Raw genomic sequence first — 22,691 nt, forward strand, 5'->3', positions numbered from 1 at the left:
AAGATGATCAAAAAGGGCTATCATGTAGCTGTTGTTGGGGCTACAGGTGCGGTAGGGCACAAAATTATTGAACTGTTAGAGAATGAAATGAAGTTTAATATAGTTGAAGTTACATTGCTTTCGTCAAAACGATCCGCTGGTAAGAAAGTAAGATTCAAAGGACGAGAGATAATTATACAAGAGGCAAAAACAACTAGCTTTGAAGGTGTAGATATTGCCTTTTTTAGCGCTGGGGGAGAAGTATCTAGACAATTTGTAACTCATGCAGTTTCTAGTGGTGCGATTGTAATTGATAACACAAGTGAGTACCGAATGGCACAAGGTGTACCGCTCGTTGTTCCGGAAGTGAATGCGCACACTTTAAAACAGCATAAAGGTATCATTGCAGTTCCAAATTGTTCAGCACTACAGATGGTAACAGCACTTCAGCCGATTCGAAAATCATTTGGTTTAGAAAGAATTATCGTTTCAACATATCAAGCTGTATCGGGTTCTGGCATTCATGCGATTCATGAATTACGAGAGCAGGCTAAGTCTATACTTGCAGGTGAAGAAGTGAAGAGTGATATATTACCGGTGAAAAAAGATAAAAAACATTATCCAATAGCATTTAATGTACTGCCTCAAGTAGATATATTTACAGACAATGATTTTACTTTTGAAGAAGTCAAAATGATTCAAGAAACGAAGAAAATATTAGAAGATGAAAACTTGAAAATGGCAGCTACTTGTGTACGTGTTCCAGTTGTATCGGGGCATTCAGAATCGGTTTATATAGAACTGGAAAAAGAAGCAAGCGTTGCGGAAATCAAGGGAATACTAATGGATGCACCAGGTGTTATTTTGCAGGATAACCCTAGTGAACAGCTGTATCCAATGCCATTATATGCAGAAGGGAAAATAGATACATTTGTCGGAAGAATACGTAAAGATCCTGATACGCCAAACGGATTCCACCTCTGGATTGTTTCCGATAACCTATTAAAAGGTGCGGCTTGGAATTCAGTTCAAATTGCAGAGACTTTAGTGGAAAAGGGGATACTTTAATATAGTTTAAAAAACTGGGGAATCGTTAATGACTCCCCAGTTTGTATTTCATAATTGTTTTCTTTATTTCGGCCGACTTTAATTAAAATTAGTCGTTATTGAATTTTTATAAATGTCTACTTTATGTGCAGTGAAGCGTAAGGTTTTTGATTCTGCATGAATTGTAAGATTAATAATAATCGATAACGGCACTTCGACCGTTTTCACAATATCTTCTATAGCAATATACTCATTTTTTGCTTCCTTATAATAAACAACAGAACGAATTACGGCCTCGTCACCTTCAATATCAATTTCACACATCATAGGGAATTTTTCACCATTATGTAAGAATAGTTCGCCTAGTACGATTGAACCGTTTAACTCCTCTGTAAAATTAGTAGTTGCTGCTGGTTTTACCCATGTTTCGTCATGTTCTTCATTTTCCTCTTCATCTATTGCCCATTCCCATATTGGGTTTTGTTTTAGGTCTTCAATAGTTAATTCATCAATTGGTTTGCAATTATTCATATATAAATTCTCCTTTTGTTTTGATAAATAAGTGTCTTAGTTTCATGAATTAGATGATTGCTTATAAGTGGGTTCAAGAAAGTATTTTGCTCATTTGATATCCAAACTACTTTATTTTGAAATCAAGCTATTACAGCAATATTAACAAAACTTTAATTGTCTAGTAAATAATCATTAGTTGAGATTTTGAAACGGGAGGGTGTTAAGGAAAGAGAGTGAAAAACATCAAGAATGAATACAGTATATTTGGTACGATATGGATATATTTAATAAGAGGGGGAATTTGATGTATCAAGTAAAGGGGTATTTTTCATCATTAAAAGGAAGTTATTATGAGATTGGAAAGCAACAAGGGGAATTCGTGAAACAAAATCCGTATCTCATCCCGCAATTTATACGCGAAGAAAATGTAATATCTAATAACCATTGGACAGAATCTAGAAATATATTAAATCAATATTGTTCTGGAATTAATGAAGAAATTGAAGGTTTTTGTGAAGTGTTGAAAATTCCTGCTAAAAATATGATGTATTATTATCAAACGTTATTAAAAGCAGGTTGTAGTCATTGTGCAGTATTACCTAAAAAGACCGATTTAGAGCACACATATGTATTAAGGAATTATGATTTGTCACCAGTAATAGATGATATGCGTTTTTGTTCAACTCATGTTGAAGGTGCGTATGCACATAGTGGTTTTTCTACTCAATATTTTGGTCGAACAGAAGGGGTTAACGAACATGGATTATCTGTTACATTTTCAGCATGTGGTCAACCAGTAGGAAATATTGCAGGTTTAAGAAAGCCAATGGTGAGTGGTTTACAATGTTTTGCGGTAATTCGATTGTTGTTGGAGAAATGTAAAAATGTGCAGGAAGCTAAGTTACTAATAGAAGAAATCCCAATTGCTAGTAATATTAATTTAATAATAGCTGATCCTTTAAATGCAGCATATATTGAAATATTGGACGGTCATAAATCCACAATAACGATTGATGATGAAAAACAAGCTTTTATTGTATCAACAAACCATGCAGTTAGTTCATCAATTCAGAAATTAAATAATAGGAAATTAGAACAATCAACAAAGAGATATTACCTTTTACATGAGCATTTAAATAGATGTGAACAAGTAAGCATAGAGTCTTTAAAAAAGTTAGTAGAAGAAGAATATCCTGCTGGACTTACTGTGCATAACTATGAAGAATGGTTTGGAACTTTACATTCTGTATTATTCGATTTACATGATCGTACAATGAAGATTTGTTTCGGATCACCACTTTTAAACGACTGGTATTCATTGAAAGTTGGAGGAAGTATGCCGTTTTCTGAGGTGAACGTGAACTTTAAAAATAAAACTTATACTGACTTTTGGAAGGAAGATAAGAATGAATTGATACCTAAAAGATAAATGGGATAAGATGGTGATGTAAAGAGTGCATTTATACTGGAGGGATTACAAATGCTAAAAGTTATGTTACCATTTGTTCTTATCTTTTTTCTTATTATTGCGATGTATATTGCTTATCAAAAGAGAAAAAAGTCTGGGATAAAAGGATTGAAAAGTGCGGTAACTTCTATTTGCTTCTTTTCACTTGCAATCTTAAATATGTTTGCATATTGGTTTCATTTTGGCGGTGCTTTTACTTGGTTATTTTCAATTGTATTATTGCTAGTTGGTGCATATTTTACTAAATATATTCCAATATCTAAAAAGGTACATTAAAGTTTATAAGAGTTAAATATAATGTTTACTTTGTTTTGAAAAGAGATTATTCTACTAAATTGTTGTGAAACGGTTTCATAGGATAATCTCTTTTGTTTAGTTTTGGAAAGAACGTACTGTGATTTTTAGTTGCTCAATAAATTCTCGAGTTGCAGCACACATATATTTATCTTTTCTATAAATTAGCCCTATTTCAATTATTGGAGTAGGGTTTTCTATTTTAATAGCTTGAATGTTTTTATTTTGTAAAAAGTCTATATATGGTTTGGGTAACACTGTAATTCCCATTCCTTTGGAAACCATTTGGATTAAAGATTCCATCGTACTAATTTCTAAAATTGGCCTTGGTTTAAAGTTTAACTTTTGACAATGAGATGTAATTAGTTCGGTTAAAAAGAAATTTTTAGGTAAAAGAATTAAAGGGTAGTTCTGTAATTCAGCAATAGATACATGATTACGTTCAGCTAATCGATGACCAGTGGGCACGACCAATGTAAGATCGCTTTTGTATAGAGGGATGGAGATAATCTCTTTATCTTGCACCGGGAGAAATGTAATTCCAATATCTAGTTCGTTTTGTAATAATTTTTCACGAATATCTCCTGTACGAAGCCCTAATACAGAAAGCTCTATATTAGGATATAAATTGTTAAAATTTAAAATAGCTGGTGGTAGTAAATAATTTACGACGGTTAACAAAGCCCCTATTGTTAAGGAACCTTGCTGTAATCCGTTTAGGTCTTGAATAGCTGAACGAGCTTGTTCGACTTCATGAAAAATGGTTTTACTATGTGATAATAAAATCTTCCCTGCTTCAGTTAATGATATTTTTTTACCAATTCGATCGAAAAGTGGCATTCCTACTTCATGCTCTAATGCACGTATTTGTTGACTTAGTGAAGGCTGTGAAATATTTAATTTTTCAGCCGCTTTTGTGAAATGTAATTCTTTTGAAACAGCTAAAAAGTATTCAAGTTGTCGTAATTCGATTGGAATCACCTCAAGTATAATGATAGGTTATACCTATCATTATTATATAAATAATTGAATTGAACAATGATTTTAGAGGTTTTATAATCATCTTTATGTAACAGAGAGGGTTGTAAAAATTAATCGAGAGAAAATACATGTAACACCTTTAAAGGAGGAAATAGAATGGCTAATGAATATCAATTATTATCTTTAAATATAGGATTACCAAAAGAGGTTACATACGGCGGAAAAGTAATTCATACAGGCATAAATAAGAAACAAGTAAAGGAACCGGTATATTTATCCTTTGTAAAATTTAATGGGGATGGACAAGCTGACTTAGTTCATCATGGAGGAGTAGATAAAGCAGTTTGTGTTTATACTGGTGATCACTATCCATATTGGGAAAAAGAATTGAATCAAGATTTTGTATATGGGGCTTTCGGAGAAAATATAACAGTTAGTGGTATGCGCGAAGAGGATGTTTGTATTGGTGATACGTTTGAGCTAGGACAGGCAATCGTACAGGTAACACAACCAAGGCAACCTTGTTTTAAATTAGCAAAAAAATATAATATTCCAAAGTTACCACTATATTTTCAAGAAACAGGATATACAGGATTTTATTTTCGTGTATTAAAAGAAGGATGGGTATCATCAGTCGATACCTTAAAAAAACTACAGTCTGATCCAAAAGGTGTTTCAGTAGCGTTTGCTAATCGTATCATGCATAAGGAAAAACAAAATATTGAAGGGGTAAAAAGGATATTAGAAGTAAATGCACTCTCATGTAGTTGGAGAAAGTCTTTTGAAAAGCGTATAAGTGGAGAAGAAATTAATACGAAGGAAAGACTTGAAGGAATAAAAGACTAAAAATATTTTATTATAAATAGTGTATTTCTATTAGTAAAAGCTAATTAGAAAGCGCTATTTTTGTATAATAAACTAATTAATATCCAGAAATCTTAATATCGTTTTATTCGACTTATTTTCAAATAGTCAAAACATAAAATTAATTAGACTTTTTTTTTATGTTTTGTGATAGTATATTGATTGGTAAGACCTCTATTTTTAAGAGTAGGTCATATAAGTATATCTAATTTAATGGAATTTAACATTTGGAGGTACAACATGGGGAATGTTGAAAAATTGGCAAGTCTTCTAATAGAAGAACCGAAAAGAGAGCAGTTATTTCCTTTATTTGAAGAAGTGTTTGGAATTACAACTCAAACATTGAATGATTTTTCGGATAAAGGATATTGGGATGATACATATAAAGCTTTATCATTTTTACAAGAAGATAAAGTGATTGCAAATGTTGCGGCATTTTCACTCCCATTATTAATTAATGGTGAAAAAATAAATGCGGCGGGTATTCAATCAGTAATGACACACCCTAATTTCCGTAGACAAGGGCTAATGACACAATTAATGGGTAAAATGATAGAAGAAATCGATAAGAAATGTGAATGTGCATTATTGTTTACGGAAAAACCTGAACTATATACAGCATTTGGATTTAAAGTTGTGCAGGAATATTTGATGACTATACCATATGATAAAAATATTAATAATAACGATTCACTACTTAAAAAGTTAGATTACTATAATATAGAGAATAGACAGTTAATACATGAAACTATTGATAGTAGCCAAAGACTTTCAAATAGTTTTTCAACTTTAAACTTCCATCCTTCATTTTATTTGAATATGTATGATTCGGAATGGAATGAGAAATTGTATTATTCAGAGAAGCTAGATGCTTTAATCGTTTATGAGGTAGACAATGAAAAGTTGAAATTATTTGGAGTATTTGCGCCAGTAATTCCGGTTTTAGATGAATTATGTGGAGAAATCAATGAAAGGTTTACTGAAATCGAATTTTATTTTTCTCCGGATCAATTAGGGGTTGAGGATGTACAGTTTACAGAATTACAGTCTAGCAAGTATTTAATGGTGCGAAGTGATAAAGAGTTAGATTTTAAAGGTTATAAATTCCCAGTATTAGCGGAGTTTTAAATGTCTATATAAATGCTTTATTATGGAGGAGCTATGAATATATCGTATATACCAGAACGTATTGAGCAACTCACTATAATGAATGTACCTGATTACTATAAAATTAATGATAATCATGCGTTTATTGTCCGTTCGAAAGCAGAAACTGATTTTTGGCTAAAAACACATTATGGTTTTGAAGTAATGAATGGTCATGTGTTTTATAATGAGATGATGACAGACTTTCAAGCTGAAGTTCAGTTACGTATGAATCCAAATTCAAAATTCGATCAAGCAGGTCTTTTTGTTATGATTTCGGAGAACTGTTGGCTAAAAACATCTTTAGAATATATCCCCGAAGGGCCATCTCACTTAGGTGCTGTCGTAACGAATAATGGATATTCTGATTGGTCAACGCAAGATTATCCAACTGAAGCAGCTAAGCAACAACTTCGTTTTCGAATTATTCGAAAACGCGGTGATTATACAATATATGTGAAAAAGAGCCATCAATGGGAACAAATAAGAATCGCTCATTTAATGGAGGATATAGGAAATGAGCCTATTAAAATAGGTTTTTACACGTGTAGTCCTTCTAAAAATAAGGGATTTGAGACTGAGTTTTTACATTTTACAATTGAAGAAATATAGATGAAAAACCGTATTCTTTTCATTAAGAATGCGGTTTTTGTATTTATATAATATAAAGCACATTTATTGACTAGAAAGTCATTAATACTTATCATTTAATAATGTTAAATATTAATTTACATAATATAATAGAAGTAATAAAGAAATTACAAAATATATAGCTTAAATAAGGAAGGATATGAATTATTCAGTGGTAATTTCATGGGAAAAGGAGATTATGTATGAAATCATTTCGTAAGTTATTACAGTATTTAAAACCATACATGTTCTTCGCTATTATTGGGCCGCTATTTATGGTACTTGAGGTTGCGATGGACTTAATTCAACCGACTATTATGCAACATATCATTGATGTTGGGATTGCAAATCGGGATTTAAATTATGTAATAAAAATGGGGCTTCTTATGATAGGAGCAGCAGCACTCGGTTTAGTTGGAGGGCTTGGGTGTATGATGTATTCTACAAAAGCAGCTGTTAATTTCGCTACAGACATACGAAAAGATGTGTTTGCGAAAATAGAAACATTTTCTAGTAATAATCGGGACTCATTTGGAACAGGTAAATTATTAACGATCGTGACAAATGATATCACTTCCATTCAATCGGCAATGACGATGACATTACGTGTTCTCGTTCGTGGTCCACTGTTATTTATCGGAAGTATAATTATTGTTTTTGTAACAGCGCGAGAGTTATTTCCAATATTACTTGTAGTTGTTCCGATTTTATTACTTGCGATTATTTTCATTGCAAGTAAAGCAAGTGGTACATTTAAAAAGGTGCAAGAGGCATTGGACAAAGTGAATACAAAGTTACAAGAAAATTTATCTGGTGTACGTGTTATAAAAGCGTATGTAAGACAAAAATATGAAATCGCTCAATTTGGAAGTGTAAATACAAATTTAACGAAGATAAATATTCGAGCTGTGCAGCTTATTTCTTTAATGATGCCAATCATTATGCTAGTTGTAAGTGGCGGGATTGTCGCAACATTATGGATTGGTGGAGAAAAAGTATTCAATGGAACGCTTCAAGTAGGAGCGATTTTGGCATTTATTAATTACTTGAATATCATTTTAATGTCACTTATGTCGATTAGCATGGTATTTATTCAAATTGCGCGAGCTTTTCCATCTGCGGATCGTGTACAGCAAGTGTTAAATACCGAGGTTGATATTATAAGCGAAGCGAATGCGATCAAACCTGAGAAAATTGAAGGAAATATCGAATTTAAAAATGTTAGTTATAGCTATACGAAAAATAATGAATACGTTTTAAAAGATATTTCGTTTAGCATACAAAAAGGTGAAAAAGTAGGGATTATTGGATCAACTGGAAGTGGTAAATCTACCTTAGCGAAACTGTTACCACGTCTATATGATGTGGATCATGGTGAAATATGTATAGATGGAATAGATGTTAAAAAATATGATTTGCAAAAACTCCGTGCTTCAATAGGGTTTGTACCTCAGAAGGCGTTGTTGTTCTCAGGCAGTATAGAAGAAAATTTACGTTATGGTAAAGAAGATGCAACACATGACGAGCTGGAAGTAGCAGCTGCATCAGCTTGTGCGACTGAGTTTATCAATAAGCTGGAAGAATCTTATCAATATAATTTAACACAAGGCGCGACAAATCTATCAGGTGGACAAAAACAACGTGTATCAATTGCAAGGGCACTTGTGAGAAAACCACCGATTCTCATATTAGATGATTCTACATCAGCAGTTGATGCAAAATCAGAGGCTACTATTCAAATAGCTTTAAAAACAAAATATAAAGGCACAACAACTTTATTAATTGCGTCTAAAATTTCTTCCATAATGGATGCGGATAAAATACTTGTATTAGATAATGGTGAATTAGTTGGCAATGGTACACATGAACAATTGTTAGAACAAAGTGAGGTTTATCAGGAAATTTATCTTTCCCAAGGTGGTAATTTGGATAAAGAAGGTGGGGAAGAACATGCGTAATTTTCAAGGGCAATTTGCTAATAAAGGTGGACGAAACACCCCAAAGATGGGAAAAGCTAAAAATGCTCAAGGAACTGTAATGCGGGTATGGAACTATATGGGCTATCAAAAAGCTGCTCTTATGTTTGTTATATTTCTAGTCGTTGTTACTACATTACTTGGATTATTAGGCCCCTATTTTATGGGAGTCATTATAGATCAATATATTGTACCGAAAGATTTAAGTGGTACAGCAAGAATGTGTATGTTACTTATCGCGATTTATGGTGTAACTGTACTTTTAACATGGTTACAAACGTTTGTCATGATTAACGTTGCATTAAAAACAATTCAAAAAATACGACAAGATATTTTTGAGAAAATCCAAACGCTTTCTTTACGGTTCTTTGATGTGCGTTCTCAAGGTGATTTAATGAGCCGTGTGACAAATGATATAGATAATTTGAATCAAGCCTTGACACAAAGCGTTGTACAAATTATTTCATCAGCATTAACTTTTATAGGTGTAACGATTGCAATGTTCGCCTTAAATTGGATTTTAGCAATTGTAACTTTAATTACAGTACCTATTATGTTTTACGTTACAAAAAAACTAGTTGCATATAGTGGTAAAAACTTTGCGAAGCGTCAAAAAGATTTAGGTGAATTAAATGGATTTATTGAGGAAGCAATTACAGGTGCGGATGTTACAACGTTGTACGGAAAAGAAAAAGAAACTGTACAAAATTTCAATAAAATTAATGAACAGCTAAGAGTTTCAGCTACGAAGGCTGATACATTTTCAGCTTTTATTTTTCCAAGTATGAACTTTATTAATAATTTAGGTATGGGCCTTGTCATTGGGACTGGATCAGTTATGGTCTTAAACGGAATGACAACAGTAGGAGTTATTGCGGCTTTTATTAATTATTCTCGTCAATTCTCAAGACCGCTAAGTCAATTTGCGACTTTAATGAATACAATTCAAGCGGCAGTTGCTGGTGGAGAACGTGTTTTTGAAATTATGGATGAAGTACCAGAAATTCAAAATAAAAAAGACGCATTCGTTGTACAAAATTTACAAGGGCATGTTGCACTTGAGAATGTTTCATTTAGCTACGCAGAAAATAAAACGATTTTAAAAGAAGTGAGTCTTAAAGCGCAGCCAGGAGAGACAATTGCTTTAGTTGGTCCGACTGGATCAGGGAAAACAACAATCATTAATTTGTTAACTCGCTTTTACGATATACAGCAAGGACAAATTCATATTGATGGAAAAGATATAAAAGATTATGATATTAATTCTTTACGAAGTAAAATAGGTGTAGTTTTACAGGATACGTATTTATTTGCTGGTTCGATTATGGATAATATCCGTTATGGACGCTTAGATGCTACTGATGAAGAAGTTATCACTGCAGCTAAGGCAGCATCTGCACATTCTTTTATTAAGCATTTGCCAAATCAATATGAAACAGAAATTACTTCAGAAGGATCGAATTTAAGTCAAGGACAAAAACAACTTCTAGCGATTGCACGAGCAATTTTAGCAGATGCAGATATATTAATTCTCGATGAAGCGACATCAAATATTGATACAAGAACAGAATTACAAATACAAGCAGGACTAAATAATTTAATGAGAGGTCGCACAAGTTTTGTGATCGCTCATCGACTTAAAACAATTGAAAAAGCAGATCAAATTCTTGTTATAAAAGATGGAAATATTTTAGAAAGAGGGAATCATGAATCTCTCATGGAAGATAGAGGGTTTTATTTTGATTTGTATACGAGTCAGTTTAAAATATAGTAAAAGCATTGATATGTTGCGGTTTCTCTTGAGAGGAGAAACCGCATTTTTTATATTTGCAAATATTACTATCCAAATGGTCTTTCACTACATATTTTAACAGCATCCACCTGCATTCCAGGCAAAACATGTGAATAGCGATTTAATGTTATGAACATATCTTTATAACTGAAGTGTTCACTTACAGTCTTTGGATGTATACCTTGTTTCAAAAGTAGCGTAGCATGTGTATAATAACGTAAATCATAAAATCGAACTTTAAAAATCGAACTTTAAAAATCGAACTTTAAAAATCGAACTTTAAAAATCGGAGTTTAAATAAAAAGAGCGCTGTTAAAAGCGCTCTGAGACAAACCATACATTTAGAGAGGAATCAAGATAATATATGGATATTGTGTGAGGATGTTGTAGGTTTTAATTAAAAATAAAGCACACATATAAGTGTGCTTTTATGAACGCTTTAGATTTGTATGACTATATAGTCATACAATAAAATATGCTTGTTTAATATAAATGTGTGTCAAATCTATAAAAAGATATTGTGTATAAGGAACAATAAATGTTAATTAGCCAAGTCTTTTGTTTTTATCCTGCTATTTGCCGGGTAGTAAGACCCCCACCTCAAAATTCAGCAGAAGCAAAGAAGTTAGGTGGGGGCTGGACTGCCCGTAAAGTCCGATTGGTGAGGGCTGATTAAAGTTTCACTTTATTAACGAATTTGCGCAACTGTTAATGCTGCAGAACGAATATCTACTGTACCTATTACTTCAACGGGGACAATTTGAATTAAATCACCAGGGTTTAAGTTAATTAGAATGACACCACTTGATACATCGACTTCACCAGTTCCGATAATATTAGAACGGACTGCGGTTCCGGATCCTGCAATAACATTAGTCGATGAATTTAATGTCAAGAAAAAGCGTGCTGCTTCCGGAGCTACTGGAACGTTATCAAGGCTAATCGTTAATGTATAGCTAATTTGATAAATACCAGCTACCTGAATTTTAATACCAGTTCCAGTACTAATTGTATCATTGATTACAGGGACAGTAATGTTAGGATTTGGGCCTGTACTAGGTAATAGTAGTGGTGTAAATAATGTTGCAAATTGAGGTGAAGTAGCATTGAAGGCAAAACCTAGGGCAGGTAGTGTACTAGATGCTTGTGCTTCACAATTAAAATTAGCGAATTTACGAATGGATGAGCGCATATTTTCACTCCTTTCTTGTATTTAGATTTCGTGAATATTAACTTCACATTTTGGACAAGCATAATACAATATATGAAAATTTATAGTAGATAGTGCACAAGCGTTACTATTACGGATAAAGCTATGAATAATAATAAATACTATATGGAAAAAGCAGTTAGCTAATTTAGCTAACTGCTTAGTAGGTTCTCCAAGAGCAAATAGACGAAAAATTATTGCGCTATATAAAAGATCACTATAGATAAGTGCTCTTTTTGAGAGTGAGTATAAATTTCTATCATTCTATCTAGTATATGCACTGTATTATGTAGTTGCTACTAAAATTGATATGAATTTTTAAAATTAGAGGTTTCTTTTAATGAAACCTCTAAAAAGACAACTAAAGTTACGTTATAGTAAATTCAATTGCGATAGGAGTGCCTCCATCTAGGACTGCTCCTCCTACAATAGTAGCAGCTGTAGTAGTTACACCAGTAATAGTATCACCTGTTTGAATAACACCATTAATATAAAGTGTTAAAAAGGCATATGAAGCAGGGAATGTTGTTACAGCACCAGTGTCATCAGTGAAGTCTGTGTTAGCAAAAGTTAAATCTGCTCCAGCAACAGTTCCTGTTGCGGCTGTACTTACAAATCGTCTTCCAGCTATAAAAGGTTTAACGATAGGCATTTATATTCACTCCTTTTTGAGAATTAACTCAGACAAGTTTTTTTGAAAGTTTTGTCCTGTATCGTATATTATGCTGTGCTTCTACTAAGAGATACGGCTTGTATACTAGTAAATAAATATAATTATTATGCGTTTTACAAGTTAGATTCTTATAAGTAATTTAGTGATTAAGGTTGGATTTTGTATATGGTACGTACAGGTTAAAAAAGAGCTCTTTTAGAAAGAGCTCTTCATCAAATTATTATCTTAGTGTTGGAGGGAAACTGGCAGCCTCAGTGACAGATGGTAGAAATAATTTACGTGGGATTGTAATAAATTCAAGCGCAATTTGCTTTGGATAAAAAAATATTTGAGTTAAATCTAGAGCATGTATTAATAGTATCATGAAGCTAGTAAGAATTATAAAACTACCCCAAAAGAAACTTTTTGAAGTATTGCGGAAATCTTTTATTAAAGAAAAGAATGAAAAAAATGCGGTAACAATGAGAATTAAAAATTTATACTTATCAGCCATTGTGATCCTCCTAAAGAACAGTAATTTATATTATAACGTATTTTTTTTCTATAATTATAAAAAGATTTTCAAATGCCTATGTTGTAGACGTATTGTTTTCATTTTGCATACAATCATATAATAGTAAATCGAATAATATTGAAGAGATTTATTAAGCTAGCGTCACACAACAAAATTAATATTATATAGTGAGAAACATTTTAGTTTATTTCGTAGTCCCAATCCATAAATTAGAACTACGAAATAGATTACTAATAAAAACATTTTAAGATGATTATAATAATGATGTGGTGTATACAGAAAAGAGGATGAAAAAAGCATCCAGAATGAGTTGATAGCTAGTGGATAACGATTGAAACGGCACTGAAAACTAATAAAACAGCCATAATGATGTTGAATAATTGGTTATGTTTTACTAATAATTTTTGGAATATTGAACCAAATAAACTCCAACTAAATGTACTCAGTAAACCGACTATACCTAGAAATAATGAGAAAAGAAGAAAACTTGAATATGAATTGTAGTAAGGGAGTATAAAAGTAGAGACTACTGTGAGTCCGAATAATATTCCTTTAGGGTTAACAAATTGAAGGGAAATTGACAATTGACATAAATGATTGTCAATATACGTTAAATAATGGAGACTCAATTCGCTTTAAGGCGGATAGACCGCATACTTATACTAATTCAGGAAGAACATTAACGCGGTTAAGTATGACTATTTATTATCCAGCTTTATAAGCTGGCAATAATATAAAGAGTAAAAGTAAATGTGTATTGTTAAAACCATCTATAAGAGATGGTATTATTTTTTTGAATATAAAAAAAGACACTCAATTGAGTGTCAATATAGTATTGCTCTCGCGTATAGGATTGGAGATGTTCCTCAAATACATATTGAGATGGTCTGTAAAGAAGAAACGATCTTCATCTTTAATGTAACATCGACATGGGGGAAGTGTAAATTGATAATATATATACGGAAAATTTAGTATAGATGTTTTCTACTATGGATATAGTACAATTTATTTTTATTACTTAATCACTATCGTAATATTTATCAATTGAGTATTTAGATTGTTTATTATAAAAAGAATGAATCATTTTTTAATCAATTCGTATAATTGTAAGAGAGGCACCTGTTGATCCACCTCCAACTAAATTCACGACGGATAATATACCAAATAATTGTAGTGAAATTGTATTACCAGCATTTAAATTAGTAATTAAATTATTACTATAATTTGAAGTTGATAAAGCGGGAGAAAAAATAGAGCCAGGAATTGGCGTAGAAGCGTTTAATAGTAGTCTAGTTCCAGCAAGTAGAGCGGTTGTCGTATTAACTTGATAGGTTAAATGATATCTTCCAGTTACAGGAATTGTAAATATGTCATTTGAAGCGTTAACTGTAAAATTACCAAGACTTTGGTTATTTGAAAGTGGAATGTTTGTTCCTCCTAATATGACTGAAACAGGACCACCTGATGTATTATTAGCGAACATAGAGTTTGTTGTAACGATTGAACCAGTACTCCCGGTAGGCCCAGTACTCCCGGTAGGCCCAGTACTCCCGGTAGGCCCAGTACTCCCGGTAGGCCCAGTACTCCCGGTAGGTCCAGTACTTCCGGTAAGCCCAGTACTTCCAGTAGGCCCCGTAGGTCCAGTAAGCCTGTAAGGGAAAATAATGTCAAGGGCCATTGACATTATTTCTTTTTTTCTAATTTCATTATTATCTTGAATATAAATCACCTCATCTTTTTAAATAAGAATGTAATAGATTTAGTACTTTTTAAATAGAATGATTAATTTATTATATTAATTAAAGCGGTTATAGCAACGGTAAAATGTTTAATATATGTAATAATTCTTTGGGAAGAAAAAAGAGAATAGTTATAAAGTTATTCTTTAATGATAGGGTCATAATGATGTGTATGAATTAAAAAACATGTGGAATGAGGTATTAAATTGAAACGCAATGACAATTTACCATTGAATAAGGGGATGATAGGCCCAGAAAATATTGGACCTACATTTCCGATTCTTCCACCAATTTATATTCCAACCGGAGCAACAGGTCCAACTGGAATAACGGGACCGACCGGAATAACGGGACCGACTGGAGTAACAGGACCAACCGGAATAACGGGACTAACCGGAATAACGGGGCCGACCGGAATAACAGGACCAACCGGAATAACGGGACCGACCGGAGCAACAGGACCAACCGGAGAAACGGGGCCGACCGGAATAACAGGACCAACCGGAGAAACGGGGCCGACCGGAGAAACGGGGTCGACCGGAGCAACAGGACCAACCGGAATAACGGGACCAACCGGAATAACGGGCCCGACCGGAGCAACGGGCCCAACCGGAGCAACAGGTCCTACTGGGGGCATTGGTCCTATAACCACAACCAATTTGTTATATTACACTTTTGCAGATGGAGAGAAACTTATATATACAGATGCTGACGGGATACCTCAATATGGTACAACGAATATTTTGTCTCCTAGTGAAGTTTCTTATATTAATTTGTTTGTTAACGGAATACTGCAACCACAACCATTATATGAAGTGAGTGCTGGTAAATTGACTTTATTGGATACGCAACCACCATCGCAAGGATCTTCAATTATATTACAATTTATCATTATTAATTAAAAGGACAGTTCCTTAATGAAAAGGAATCTGTCCTTTTTGTTTTATATTTGAATAGTTAAAATTAAGTGAAGGTACATTCAATTTCTAGCTGTTATAAATGGTTGAATGATAGGAATTTTAACTTCAATCCTTTTCATAGTGTATTGGAATAAAATATAAAATGAATTTTTCAATATAGTATATGTGAGTTCTCTATAATACAAACGGCTTCATGTTTGAAAAAGAGAACACAATCTTAGTAAAAAAATAAGGTATATTTATATGAAAGAAATGGCACTGTTAATTGTTGAGTATATTCAAATTAATATGTGTATTTAAACCTAAGAGATAAACGTGGAAAAATAAAATAAACTCTTAAGTTTAGGTATTTAATCTAAGCAGTCAATTATTAAAAACATATAATTAATATGTGAGTCATGAACATAATTAAATAGCGTTTTCAAGTTTAATTATATTTCATGTTTCCTATTTTAAGTAAATATATAACATATTTTTTACAACTTTATGATCCTTATAATAGGAAAAACTCAAATATAAAACAAGTAAGGAGGACATAAATGACAAACAATAATTGTTTCGGTCATAACCACTGCAATAATCCGATTGTTTTCACTCCAGATTGTTGTAAAAATCCACAGTCAGTTCCTATTACTAGGGAACAATTAAGTCAATTAATTACTTTACTAAACTCATTAGTATCAGCTATTTCAGCATTTTTTGCAAATCCAAGTGATGCAAACAGAGTAGCGTTATTCAATTTGTTTAATCAATTTTTAATTTTCTTAAATTCCTTATTACCTTCCCCAGAAGTTAATTTTTTGAAACAATTAACTCAAAGTATTTTAGTTTTATTACAATCTCCAGCTCCTAATTTAGGTCAATTGTCAACATTATTGCAACAATTTTATAGCGCACTTGCACAATTCTTCTTCGCTTTAGATCTTATCCCTGTATCCTGCGACTCAAATGTCGATCCTGCAACTTTACAAGTTCTTTTTAATTTATTGATTCAATTAATCAATGCTACTCCAGGGGCAACAGGTCCAACAGGCCCAACAGGTCCAACAGGTCCTGGAGGTGGAGTAACAGGCCCAACAGGCCCAACAGGTCCTGGAGGTGGAGCAACAGGTCCAACGGGAGCAACAGGTCCAACGGGAGCAACAGGCTTAACAGGAGCAACTGGTGCAACGGGTCCAACAGGTCCAACAGGAGCAACAGGCTTAACAGGCTTAACAGGAGCAACAGGAGCAACAGGCTTAACAGGAGCAACAGGCTTAACAGGCTTAACAGGAGCAACAGGTCCAACAGGTCCAACAGGTCCAACAGGAGCAACAGGTCCAACGGGGGCAACAGGTTTAACTGGTGCAACAGGCTTAACAGGAGCAACTGGTGCAACTGGTGGCGGAGCTATTATTCCGTTTGCTTCCGGTACAACACCAGCAGCATTAGTTAATGCGTTAGTAGCTAATACAGGAACTCTTCTTGGATTTGGATTTAGTCAGCCTGGTATAGCATTAACGGGTGGAACAAGTATCACATTAGCATTAGGTGTAGGTGATTATGCATTTGTAGCACCACGAGCAGGGGTTATTACGTCATTAGCAGGTTTCTTTAGTGCAACAGCTGCATTAGCTCCATTATCACCTGTTCAAGTGCAAATACAAATATTAACTGCACCTGCAGCAAGCAATACGTTTACAGTACAAGGCGCACCTCTTTTATTAACACCAGCATTTGCCGCAATAGCGATTGGTTCTACAGCATCAGGAATCATACCTGAAGCTATTCCAGTAGCAGCTGGGGATAAAATACTGTTATATGTTTCATTAACAGCAGCAAGTCCAATAGCTGCAGTTGCTGGATTTGTAAGTGCAGGTATTAATATCGTTTAATTTGTTACATTTAGTAGGAAATTAAACAGGGGTTTGTATATAGTCCTTCCTAATAAATTTAGGAAGGACTATATTTTTTTGGAAAATAAGTAATAAATCAATTGAACAATTACTCTTGTTAAGTTCGTATAAAAAAGTATAATTTACCCTTTCTCATTTAAGGAATAAGTTATGTAACTTTAAAAATTTTCGATTAGAAAAAAAGATGAATTCTTTAAAAAAAGAATTCATCCATAAAATAAACTATTTATTTTTATTACAGTTACATCCTTTTTTCTTTACATAGCCTTGCTCGGCTAAGTCTCTTTGCGATTGGGAATTGGAAGATTGAGAATTGGAAGATTGAGAGGATGCTGAAGAGCTACTATTTTTATTATAAGAGTAGTTTTTTCGATAGTTATAATTACTCATAGTACTATCACCTCCAATTTAATATATAAATATTATATGTATGTACACTATCAATTGTTACTATTTTTAATAGGAAGAGAAGATACAATAAAAAAATCTCCTTGGTATTTTCCTAGGAGATAAATGATGATTCTTTTGAAAATTCACAAATTAATAGCCCCAGTAAAGAGGAAAGTAATAAGAATCTTGGTGATGCGGATTCTGTTGTTGAGCGAGGGGCTGGGTTGGATAATTTTTCGTTTCACGGTTTTGATTGCAGTTTGCCGGAGGACCAATTACAGTAGTTGATTGAATAGGGGAAACCGCTTGTTTCCATTGTTGTTCATTGAGGCAGTAAGTATGGGCCATCATATGAGCTGGAGTTAATCTTAAAATGTCAGAACCGAAAATAACTTCTGGAGTTGGAGCGTTGAAAATAGCTAATAAATGAGTATTATCTGCTGTAGCAATTTCATAATGCCACCACGCTTGTGGAATGTTGGCAACTTGCCCGGGTTTTATCGGTAAGTTTAATATTTGATTCGTAAATGGATTAAGTAAAGAAACAACAGCAGACCCTGAAATACAATAAACAAGTTCAGCTGCATTTTGATGAATATGTGGTTCTACAACATTTCCTGTACTTAAATAAATATCTAATAAAGAAGTATTTTCTAAAGTGTTTAATTGTTTAATACCAAGTACATTTATATAATTTTGGGCATCTTTCCGAAAAAAATTACTTTTATTTACATCATAAGTAAAATTGGTTGAGGGGGAGGTATAGTCGATGTTGGCAGTCAATTGTATTACCCGCCTTTCTATAGGTAAGTTAGGTTACAAAATTAGGATATGTGTCTAGTCTTTGTTTTGTGCTGTTATCGGTAGCTTAATAAATTCACTTATTCCATAAAGAATAAGGTATAAAGATTAAACTATATTCGTATTCCCATTCATACTTTGGATTGATGGAAAAAAGTAATGAAAATGTTAATTTAAAAGTACATCAATCATTTATAAGGAGTGAATGTTCATGTCATTTAGTGAAATGATTAGAAATGAAGTACTCAGCTGGGCGGGTGTTTCTGAAAAACCGCATCGATTTGGTGGTATTGAAATAAATTATGGTAAGAAAGAACTTGGCCATCTTCATGGTGATAAATTAGCTGATTTACCATTTCCGAAGTTAAAGCGAGATGAATTAGTGAAGCAAGGATTGGTAAAACCACATCACGTATTACCTGAATCAGGATGGATCAGTTATTATATAAAGAGTGAAGAGGATATTCCATTTGCAATTGAGTTATTTCGTATGCAATATGACCGAATTAAAAAGTAATGAAATAAAGTAGGGTAATAAAAATTTATTTTCATGTCACATCCCTCCTTAATCGTTCGTCTTGTATGTAGAACGATAAGGAGGGATTTTATTATGAATACATTTGATGTAGCAATTGTTGGCGGTGGGCTTGCTGGATTAACAGCATCTATATATTTAGCGAAAGCTGGAAAGAAAGTGATTGTATTAGAAAAATCCAGTCAATTCGGTGGCCGAGGGATGACTATAAATAAAAATGGAATCTGCATGAATCTTGGTGCACATGCTTTATATAGAGGCGGGGCAGCGTTTATAACTTTTAATGAGCTCGGTTTGAATCTTCCAGGTGGAATACCATCTACAAAAGCACATGGAATATGGAAAGGGGATATATTCACCATCCCAACAGATTTTCGCTCAATTTTATCAACACCACTACTTTCTTGGTCTGCAAAAGTACAATTCTCACGTCTTATGATTCGTTTAGGAAATTTAGATGTAGGAGAAGTTCCGAAAATGAGTCTAACTACATGGGCAGAAAATGAAATAAAAGATCCAATGGTTCGCAATATATTTTATGCGCTATGCCGGACAACAACATATACGTTTGCTCCTACAATACAATTAGCATCATCTGTACTAAAGCAAATACAGCTTTCTATAAAAGAAGGAGTGCTTTATGTAGATGGTGGTTGGGAGACGATAATAACAAAATTAAGAGATTTAGCGAATGATGTCGGGGTAAAATTTTTGGCTAAAAAGCATGTTTTGGAAATAGAGTATTATGAAGATAAACAAAGAATACATTGTGTTGATGATGAGGTTTTTGAAGTAGGTACAGTCATCGTGACGACTCCGCCGAAAGAGGCTTGTAAAATAATAAAAGGTGCAGAAGGAACAAGTTTGCATAAATGGAGTGAACAATCGGTACCGGTTACTGTTGGTGCATTAGATATTGGCTTGAGACAATTACCCAATCCTACACATCAATTTGTATTAGGATTAGATCAACCTATATTTTTCACAAATCAATCGAGAGCAGCTAAATTAAGTGAAGACGGATCAATTGCAGTGAGTCTAATTAAGTACCATAATCCTGTGCTAGAGATGAATCATATTCATGAAGATAAAGAACAGTTGGAAAGTACGATGGAGTTGTTACACCCAAATTGGAAAAGGGAAGTTGTTGCACAGCAATATTTACCGAAAATAACAGTAGTACATGATTTTCCTCATATTGACCGTGTTGAAAAGCCGGGTCCTAATATACCTGAAATGCCAGGTGTTTATGTTGCAGGAGATTGGGCAGGGCATGATGAAATATTAGCTGATGCTGCGGTAGCAAGCGGGAAACGTGCAGCGTTACACATTTTAAAGCAATATGAAAGTGGGGCAGTTCATCATGGAAACGGAGCAGTTATATGAAGCGTATCAACCATTATTATTTTCGTTATCATACAGAATCCTTGGGAGTGTTATGGATGCTGAGGATATCGTTCAGGATGTATTTATCTCGCTAAATAATATAGAAGATCCACAATCTATAGAAAATATGAAAGCATATTTATGTAAGATGGCGACAAATCGTTCAATTGATAAATTACGATCGGCAGCGCATAAACGTAACGTGTATGTAGGGATGTGGTTACCAGAGCCACTTGTAGAAGAGAGTGATGAGCCATCAAAGTCATTTATAATGAAAGAATCCCTTTCCACCGCATATTTATTACTTTTACAACAACTATCTGAGGTAGAAAGGATTGTTTTCATATTAAGAGAGGTTTTCAGTTATGAATACGAAGAAATAGCTTCAATTGTTGATAAGAGTAGTGTGAACTGCAGGAAGATCTTTCAACGTGCACGAAAAAGCATGTTGGAGAAACCGAAGCAATCAAAATTAAGCACGGAGAAAATGGCTTCTTATGTTGAAAAGTTTGTAGCATCATTACAGTGTGGGGATACGGAAGGTATGTTGGAAGTATTAAAAACAGATGCTATACTCAAAGCTGATGGTGGCGGTAAAGTTACGACTGCGATCAATCCAATTTATTCTGCAGATCGAATTATACGTTTGTTCTTTGGGATTGCACAACGATTGACAGAAGAGTACACTGTTGATTTCAAAATGGTAAATGGTATACCAGGAGTTATAGTTACAATAAATAATAAAGTAACATATGTTCTTTCGTTTGCATTTGAGGATGAGAAGATTTCAAATATTTATATGATGGTTAATCCTGAAAAACTTATGCATTTGAATGTAAAAATATAAAAAAGCGCATTTCTTCAGAAATGCGTTTTTTATTATTTTTCTAACATTTCAAGAGGTACATCTTTTTCGCCAGCTACCTCAAATTTAATTTCCCCGTCTTCTTCATAAATACGTGTAATAATCGGTATAGTAATCATTAATTTTTTATGCTGCTTTCGTTTTCGAGCAGCATCTAAGCTAATCACGTTCATTTGTAAGCATCCTTTCTTCTGGAAATATATAAACAAAGAAAATGCGTCCGAAAAGGGCGCTTAATTGAATTTGAAATACCGATTCATTTAAATGGGGTTTATATAATTTAATAACTGCAATTTTTATATGAAATAATATGAATGGAATAATTGCACGTAGAAATTAACTTTACCAAAAAACGAAACAATATGCTATAAAAAATTATAAATCTTTGTCATATAACGGGAAAAAGGATTTCGTTTCGCATATAATAAAAGTAGACGGGCAGCAAGAGTTTTTTCATCATATTGCTTGGAAAGGCGATGAAAAGAATGGGTACGTTAGATTCATTATTACTTCAACTTGAACAATATGGAGAAGAGCATGATCGGAATAAAAAAATACGGGAAGAAAAATTACGGAATATTTCTCGTGAGATGGGGCAATTTTTATCAATTTTAGTAAAAGGGTGTAATGCAAAAAACATTTTAGAAATCGGAACTTCTAATGGTTATTCTACATTGTGGTTAGCTAATGCGGTAGAAGAAACAAATGGAAATGTAACAACTGTAGAGCTTTCTTCAGAACGAGTTGGAGAGGCACTTGTCAATTTTGAAAAGGCAAACCTTTTACAAAGGATTGATGTTCACAATCAAGAAGCAGGGGCATTTTTAGATTCCCAATTAGATCATTCATTTGATTTTATTTTCCTAGATTCAGAGCGCACGCAATACATGTGGTGGTTTGAGCATATAAAACGTATGTTACAGCCAAAAGGTTTTCTTGTTGTTGATAATGCAACTTCTCATGCAAGTGAATTAGATGAGTTTATAAAAATGATTGAAGAAGATGATACGTTTGAAACAGTGTTATTAGCGTTTCAAAAGGGAGCATTTGTAGCTCGCAAAAATAAATAGAAG

Annotated in this window: 22 protein-coding genes and 2 pseudogenes; 15 read left to right on the forward strand and 9 right to left on the reverse strand. The window is 33.4% G+C overall.

All coding sequences use genetic code 11. The features are described 5' to 3' along the window. Positions 1-3: 3 nt before the first annotated feature. Complete coding sequence (locus ACTFSL_RS19440) at positions 4-1,047, forward strand: aspartate-semialdehyde dehydrogenase (RefSeq protein ID WP_440042245.1); 1,044 nt, start codon at positions 4-6, stop codon at positions 1,045-1,047. Positions 1,048-1,125: 78 nt separating this feature from the next. Here ACTFSL_RS19440 and ACTFSL_RS19445 read toward each other — a convergent pair whose 3' ends face one another. Beyond that, positions 1,126-1,557, reverse strand: a complete 432-nt coding sequence (locus ACTFSL_RS19445) for a hypothetical protein (RefSeq protein WP_088338862.1) — start codon at positions 1,555-1,557, stop codon at positions 1,126-1,128. Positions 1,558-1,843: 286 nt separating this feature from the next. Between ACTFSL_RS19445 and ACTFSL_RS19450 the strand changes: the two genes are divergently transcribed. Together ACTFSL_RS19450 and ACTFSL_RS19455 are read left to right on the forward strand one after the other, a co-directional pair. Continuing rightward, positions 1,844-2,968 carry a C45 family autoproteolytic acyltransferase/hydolase gene (locus tag ACTFSL_RS19450; RefSeq protein WP_440042246.1) on the forward strand — a complete coding sequence of 375 codons (1,125 nt, stop codon included), beginning with the start codon at positions 1,844-1,846 and terminating at the stop codon, positions 2,966-2,968. 51 nt (positions 2,969-3,019) lie between these two features. Continuing rightward, positions 3,020-3,283, forward strand: a complete 264-nt coding sequence (locus tag ACTFSL_RS19455) for a hypothetical protein (RefSeq protein ID WP_061457180.1) — start codon at positions 3,020-3,022, stop codon at positions 3,281-3,283. Between the two features lie 96 nt (positions 3,284-3,379). On the opposite strand, the gene ACTFSL_RS19460 is transcribed toward ACTFSL_RS19455, so the two are convergent. After that, entirely contained in the window at positions 3,380-4,282 is a 903-nt protein-coding gene (locus ACTFSL_RS19460; protein WP_000612238.1) for a LysR family transcriptional regulator, read from the reverse strand. A 156-nt stretch (positions 4,283-4,438) separates the two neighbouring features. Here ACTFSL_RS19460 and ACTFSL_RS19465 point away from each other — a divergent pair, with 156 nt between their 5' ends. From ACTFSL_RS19465 to ACTFSL_RS19485, 5 genes are all read left to right on the forward strand, one after another. Beyond that, positions 4,439-5,128, forward strand: a complete 690-nt coding sequence (locus ACTFSL_RS19465) for an MOSC domain-containing protein (RefSeq protein WP_001262990.1) — start codon at positions 4,439-4,441, stop codon at positions 5,126-5,128. A 258-nt stretch (positions 5,129-5,386) separates the two neighbouring features. Continuing rightward, the gene (locus ACTFSL_RS19470) at positions 5,387-6,274 is read left to right on the forward strand and encodes a GNAT family N-acetyltransferase (protein WP_017674074.1); all 888 of its coding nucleotides are present in this window, start codon (positions 5,387-5,389) and stop codon (positions 6,272-6,274) included. A 33-nt stretch (positions 6,275-6,307) separates the two neighbouring features. Next, a complete protein-coding gene (locus ACTFSL_RS19475) occupies positions 6,308-6,904 on the forward strand; it encodes a DUF1349 domain-containing protein (RefSeq protein ID WP_061457181.1) in 597 nt (198 codons plus the stop codon). A gap of 221 nt (positions 6,905-7,125) precedes the next feature. Then, positions 7,126-8,880, forward strand: a complete 1,755-nt coding sequence (locus ACTFSL_RS19480; protein WP_440042247.1) for an ABC transporter ATP-binding protein — start codon at positions 7,126-7,128, stop codon at positions 8,878-8,880. After that, positions 8,873-10,669, forward strand: a complete 1,797-nt coding sequence (locus tag ACTFSL_RS19485) for an ABC transporter ATP-binding protein (protein ID WP_440042248.1) — start codon at positions 8,873-8,875, stop codon at positions 10,667-10,669. Before ACTFSL_RS19480 ends, ACTFSL_RS19485 begins: the two co-directional genes overlap by 8 nt. Positions 10,670-11,378: 709 nt before the next feature. Here ACTFSL_RS19485 and exsF read toward each other — a convergent pair. From exsF to ACTFSL_RS19505, 4 genes and pseudogenes are all read right to left on the reverse strand, one after another. After that, a complete protein-coding gene (gene exsF, locus ACTFSL_RS19490) occupies positions 11,379-11,882 on the reverse strand; it encodes an exosporium protein ExsF (RefSeq protein ID WP_001257879.1) in 504 nt (167 codons plus the stop codon). Between the two features lie 385 nt (positions 11,883-12,267). Further along, the gene (locus tag ACTFSL_RS19495) at positions 12,268-12,552 is read right to left on the reverse strand and encodes a DUF4183 domain-containing protein (RefSeq protein ID WP_001123250.1); all 285 of its coding nucleotides are present in this window, start codon (positions 12,550-12,552) and stop codon (positions 12,268-12,270) included. Positions 12,553-12,793: 241 nt separating this feature from the next. Beyond that, on the reverse strand, positions 12,794-13,066 hold the full coding sequence (locus ACTFSL_RS19500) for a hypothetical protein (protein ID WP_088351622.1): 273 nt from the start codon (positions 13,064-13,066) through the stop codon (positions 12,794-12,796). Positions 13,067-13,404: 338 nt separating this feature from the next. Beyond that, positions 13,405-13,665: pseudogene (locus ACTFSL_RS19505) on the reverse strand (lysine transporter LysE); the annotation flags it as partial. Between ACTFSL_RS19505 and ACTFSL_RS19510 the strand changes: the two are divergent. After that, positions 13,656-13,808 (forward strand): annotated as a pseudogene (locus ACTFSL_RS19510) (cupin domain-containing protein); the annotation flags it as partial. The pseudogenes ACTFSL_RS19505 and ACTFSL_RS19510 overlap by 10 nt on opposite strands. Positions 13,809-14,174: 366 nt before the next feature. On the opposite strand, the gene ACTFSL_RS19515 reads toward ACTFSL_RS19510, so the two are convergent. Continuing rightward, complete coding sequence (locus ACTFSL_RS19515) at positions 14,175-14,816, reverse strand: BclA C-terminal domain-containing protein (RefSeq protein WP_440042249.1); 642 nt, start codon at positions 14,814-14,816, stop codon at positions 14,175-14,177. Between the two features lie 216 nt (positions 14,817-15,032). Between ACTFSL_RS19515 and ACTFSL_RS19520 the strand changes: the two genes are divergently transcribed. Next, positions 15,033-15,728 (forward strand): DUF4183 domain-containing protein, encoded by a 696-nt coding sequence (locus tag ACTFSL_RS19520; RefSeq protein WP_440042250.1) that lies wholly within the window; start codon positions 15,033-15,035, stop codon positions 15,726-15,728. Positions 15,729-16,285: 557 nt separating this feature from the next. After that, a complete protein-coding gene (locus ACTFSL_RS19525) occupies positions 16,286-17,620 on the forward strand; it encodes an exosporium glycoprotein BclB-related protein (protein WP_440042252.1) in 1,335 nt (444 codons plus the stop codon). 561 nt (positions 17,621-18,181) lie between these two features. Here ACTFSL_RS19525 and ACTFSL_RS19530 read toward each other — a convergent pair. Further along, entirely contained in the window at positions 18,182-18,814 is a 633-nt protein-coding gene (locus tag ACTFSL_RS19530) for a cupin domain-containing protein (RefSeq protein WP_061457194.1), read from the reverse strand. 229 nt (positions 18,815-19,043) lie between these two features. On the opposite strand from ACTFSL_RS19530, the gene ACTFSL_RS19535 reads away from it, so the two are divergent. From ACTFSL_RS19535 to ACTFSL_RS19545, 3 genes are all read left to right on the forward strand, one after another. Next, a complete protein-coding gene (locus tag ACTFSL_RS19535; protein WP_000010317.1) occupies positions 19,044-19,349 on the forward strand; it encodes a luciferase domain-containing protein in 306 nt (101 codons plus the stop codon). A 93-nt stretch (positions 19,350-19,442) separates the two neighbouring features. Then, the gene (locus ACTFSL_RS19540) at positions 19,443-20,753 is read left to right on the forward strand and encodes a phytoene desaturase family protein (protein WP_135277671.1); all 1,311 of its coding nucleotides are present in this window, start codon (positions 19,443-19,445) and stop codon (positions 20,751-20,753) included. Further along, complete coding sequence (locus ACTFSL_RS19545; protein ID WP_000447162.1) at positions 20,731-21,600, forward strand: sigma-70 family RNA polymerase sigma factor; 870 nt, start codon at positions 20,731-20,733, stop codon at positions 21,598-21,600. Before ACTFSL_RS19540 ends, ACTFSL_RS19545 begins: the two co-directional genes overlap by 23 nt. A gap of 32 nt (positions 21,601-21,632) precedes the next feature. Here ACTFSL_RS19545 and ACTFSL_RS19550 read toward each other — a convergent pair whose 3' ends face one another. Then, positions 21,633-21,791, reverse strand: coding sequence for a hypothetical protein (locus ACTFSL_RS19550; RefSeq protein ID WP_001100984.1), 159 nt, complete (start codon positions 21,789-21,791; stop codon positions 21,633-21,635). A gap of 303 nt (positions 21,792-22,094) precedes the next feature. On the opposite strand from ACTFSL_RS19550, the gene ACTFSL_RS19555 reads away from it, so the two are divergent. Then, the gene (locus ACTFSL_RS19555; RefSeq protein WP_135277669.1) at positions 22,095-22,688 is read left to right on the forward strand and encodes an O-methyltransferase; all 594 of its coding nucleotides are present in this window, start codon (positions 22,095-22,097) and stop codon (positions 22,686-22,688) included. Positions 22,689-22,691 lie beyond the last annotated feature (3 nt).

It is taken from the genome of Bacillus cereus group sp. MYBK108-1, from assembly GCF_051917185.1.
GTDB classification, from domain to species: domain Bacteria; phylum Bacillota; class Bacilli; order Bacillales; family Bacillaceae_G; genus Bacillus_A; species Bacillus_A cereus.

What these genes read in the sequence shown, in the direction of transcription:
- ACTFSL_RS19440 (WP_440042245.1), top strand. Translation starts at nt 4, where the DNA reads ATGATCAAAAAGGGCTATCATGTAGCTGTTGTTGGGGCTACAGGTGCG.
- ACTFSL_RS19445 (WP_088338862.1), bottom strand. Translation starts at nt 1,557, where the DNA reads ATGAATAATTGCAAACCAATTGATGAATTAACTATTGAAGACCTAAAA.
- ACTFSL_RS19450 (WP_440042246.1), top strand. Translation starts at nt 1,844, where the DNA reads ATGTATCAAGTAAAGGGGTATTTTTCATCATTAAAAGGAAGTTATTAT.
- ACTFSL_RS19455 (WP_061457180.1), top strand. Translation starts at nt 3,020, where the DNA reads ATGCTAAAAGTTATGTTACCATTTGTTCTTATCTTTTTTCTTATTATT.
- ACTFSL_RS19465 (WP_001262990.1), top strand. Translation starts at nt 4,439, where the DNA reads ATGGCTAATGAATATCAATTATTATCTTTAAATATAGGATTACCAAAA.
- ACTFSL_RS19470 (WP_017674074.1), top strand. Translation starts at nt 5,387, where the DNA reads ATGGGGAATGTTGAAAAATTGGCAAGTCTTCTAATAGAAGAACCGAAA.
- ACTFSL_RS19475 (WP_061457181.1), top strand. Translation starts at nt 6,308, where the DNA reads ATGAATATATCGTATATACCAGAACGTATTGAGCAACTCACTATAATG.
- ACTFSL_RS19480 (WP_440042247.1), top strand. Translation starts at nt 7,126, where the DNA reads ATGAAATCATTTCGTAAGTTATTACAGTATTTAAAACCATACATGTTC.
- ACTFSL_RS19485 (WP_440042248.1), top strand. Translation starts at nt 8,873, where the DNA reads ATGCGTAATTTTCAAGGGCAATTTGCTAATAAAGGTGGACGAAACACC.
- exsF (WP_001257879.1), bottom strand. Translation starts at nt 11,882, where the DNA reads ATGCGCTCATCCATTCGTAAATTCGCTAATTTTAATTGTGAAGCACAA.
- ACTFSL_RS19495 (WP_001123250.1), bottom strand. Translation starts at nt 12,552, where the DNA reads ATGCCTATCGTTAAACCTTTTATAGCTGGAAGACGATTTGTAAGTACA.
- ACTFSL_RS19500 (WP_088351622.1), bottom strand. Translation starts at nt 13,066, where the DNA reads ATGGCTGATAAGTATAAATTTTTAATTCTCATTGTTACCGCATTTTTT.
- ACTFSL_RS19525 (WP_440042252.1), top strand. Translation starts at nt 16,286, where the DNA reads ATGACAAACAATAATTGTTTCGGTCATAACCACTGCAATAATCCGATT.
- ACTFSL_RS19535 (WP_000010317.1), top strand. Translation starts at nt 19,044, where the DNA reads ATGTCATTTAGTGAAATGATTAGAAATGAAGTACTCAGCTGGGCGGGT.
- ACTFSL_RS19540 (WP_135277671.1), top strand. Translation starts at nt 19,443, where the DNA reads ATGAATACATTTGATGTAGCAATTGTTGGCGGTGGGCTTGCTGGATTA.
- ACTFSL_RS19545 (WP_000447162.1), top strand. Translation starts at nt 20,731, where the DNA reads ATGGAAACGGAGCAGTTATATGAAGCGTATCAACCATTATTATTTTCG.
- ACTFSL_RS19550 (WP_001100984.1), bottom strand. Translation starts at nt 21,791, where the DNA reads ATGAACGTGATTAGCTTAGATGCTGCTCGAAAACGAAAGCAGCATAAA.
- ACTFSL_RS19555 (WP_135277669.1), top strand. Translation starts at nt 22,095, where the DNA reads ATGAAAAGAATGGGTACGTTAGATTCATTATTACTTCAACTTGAACAA.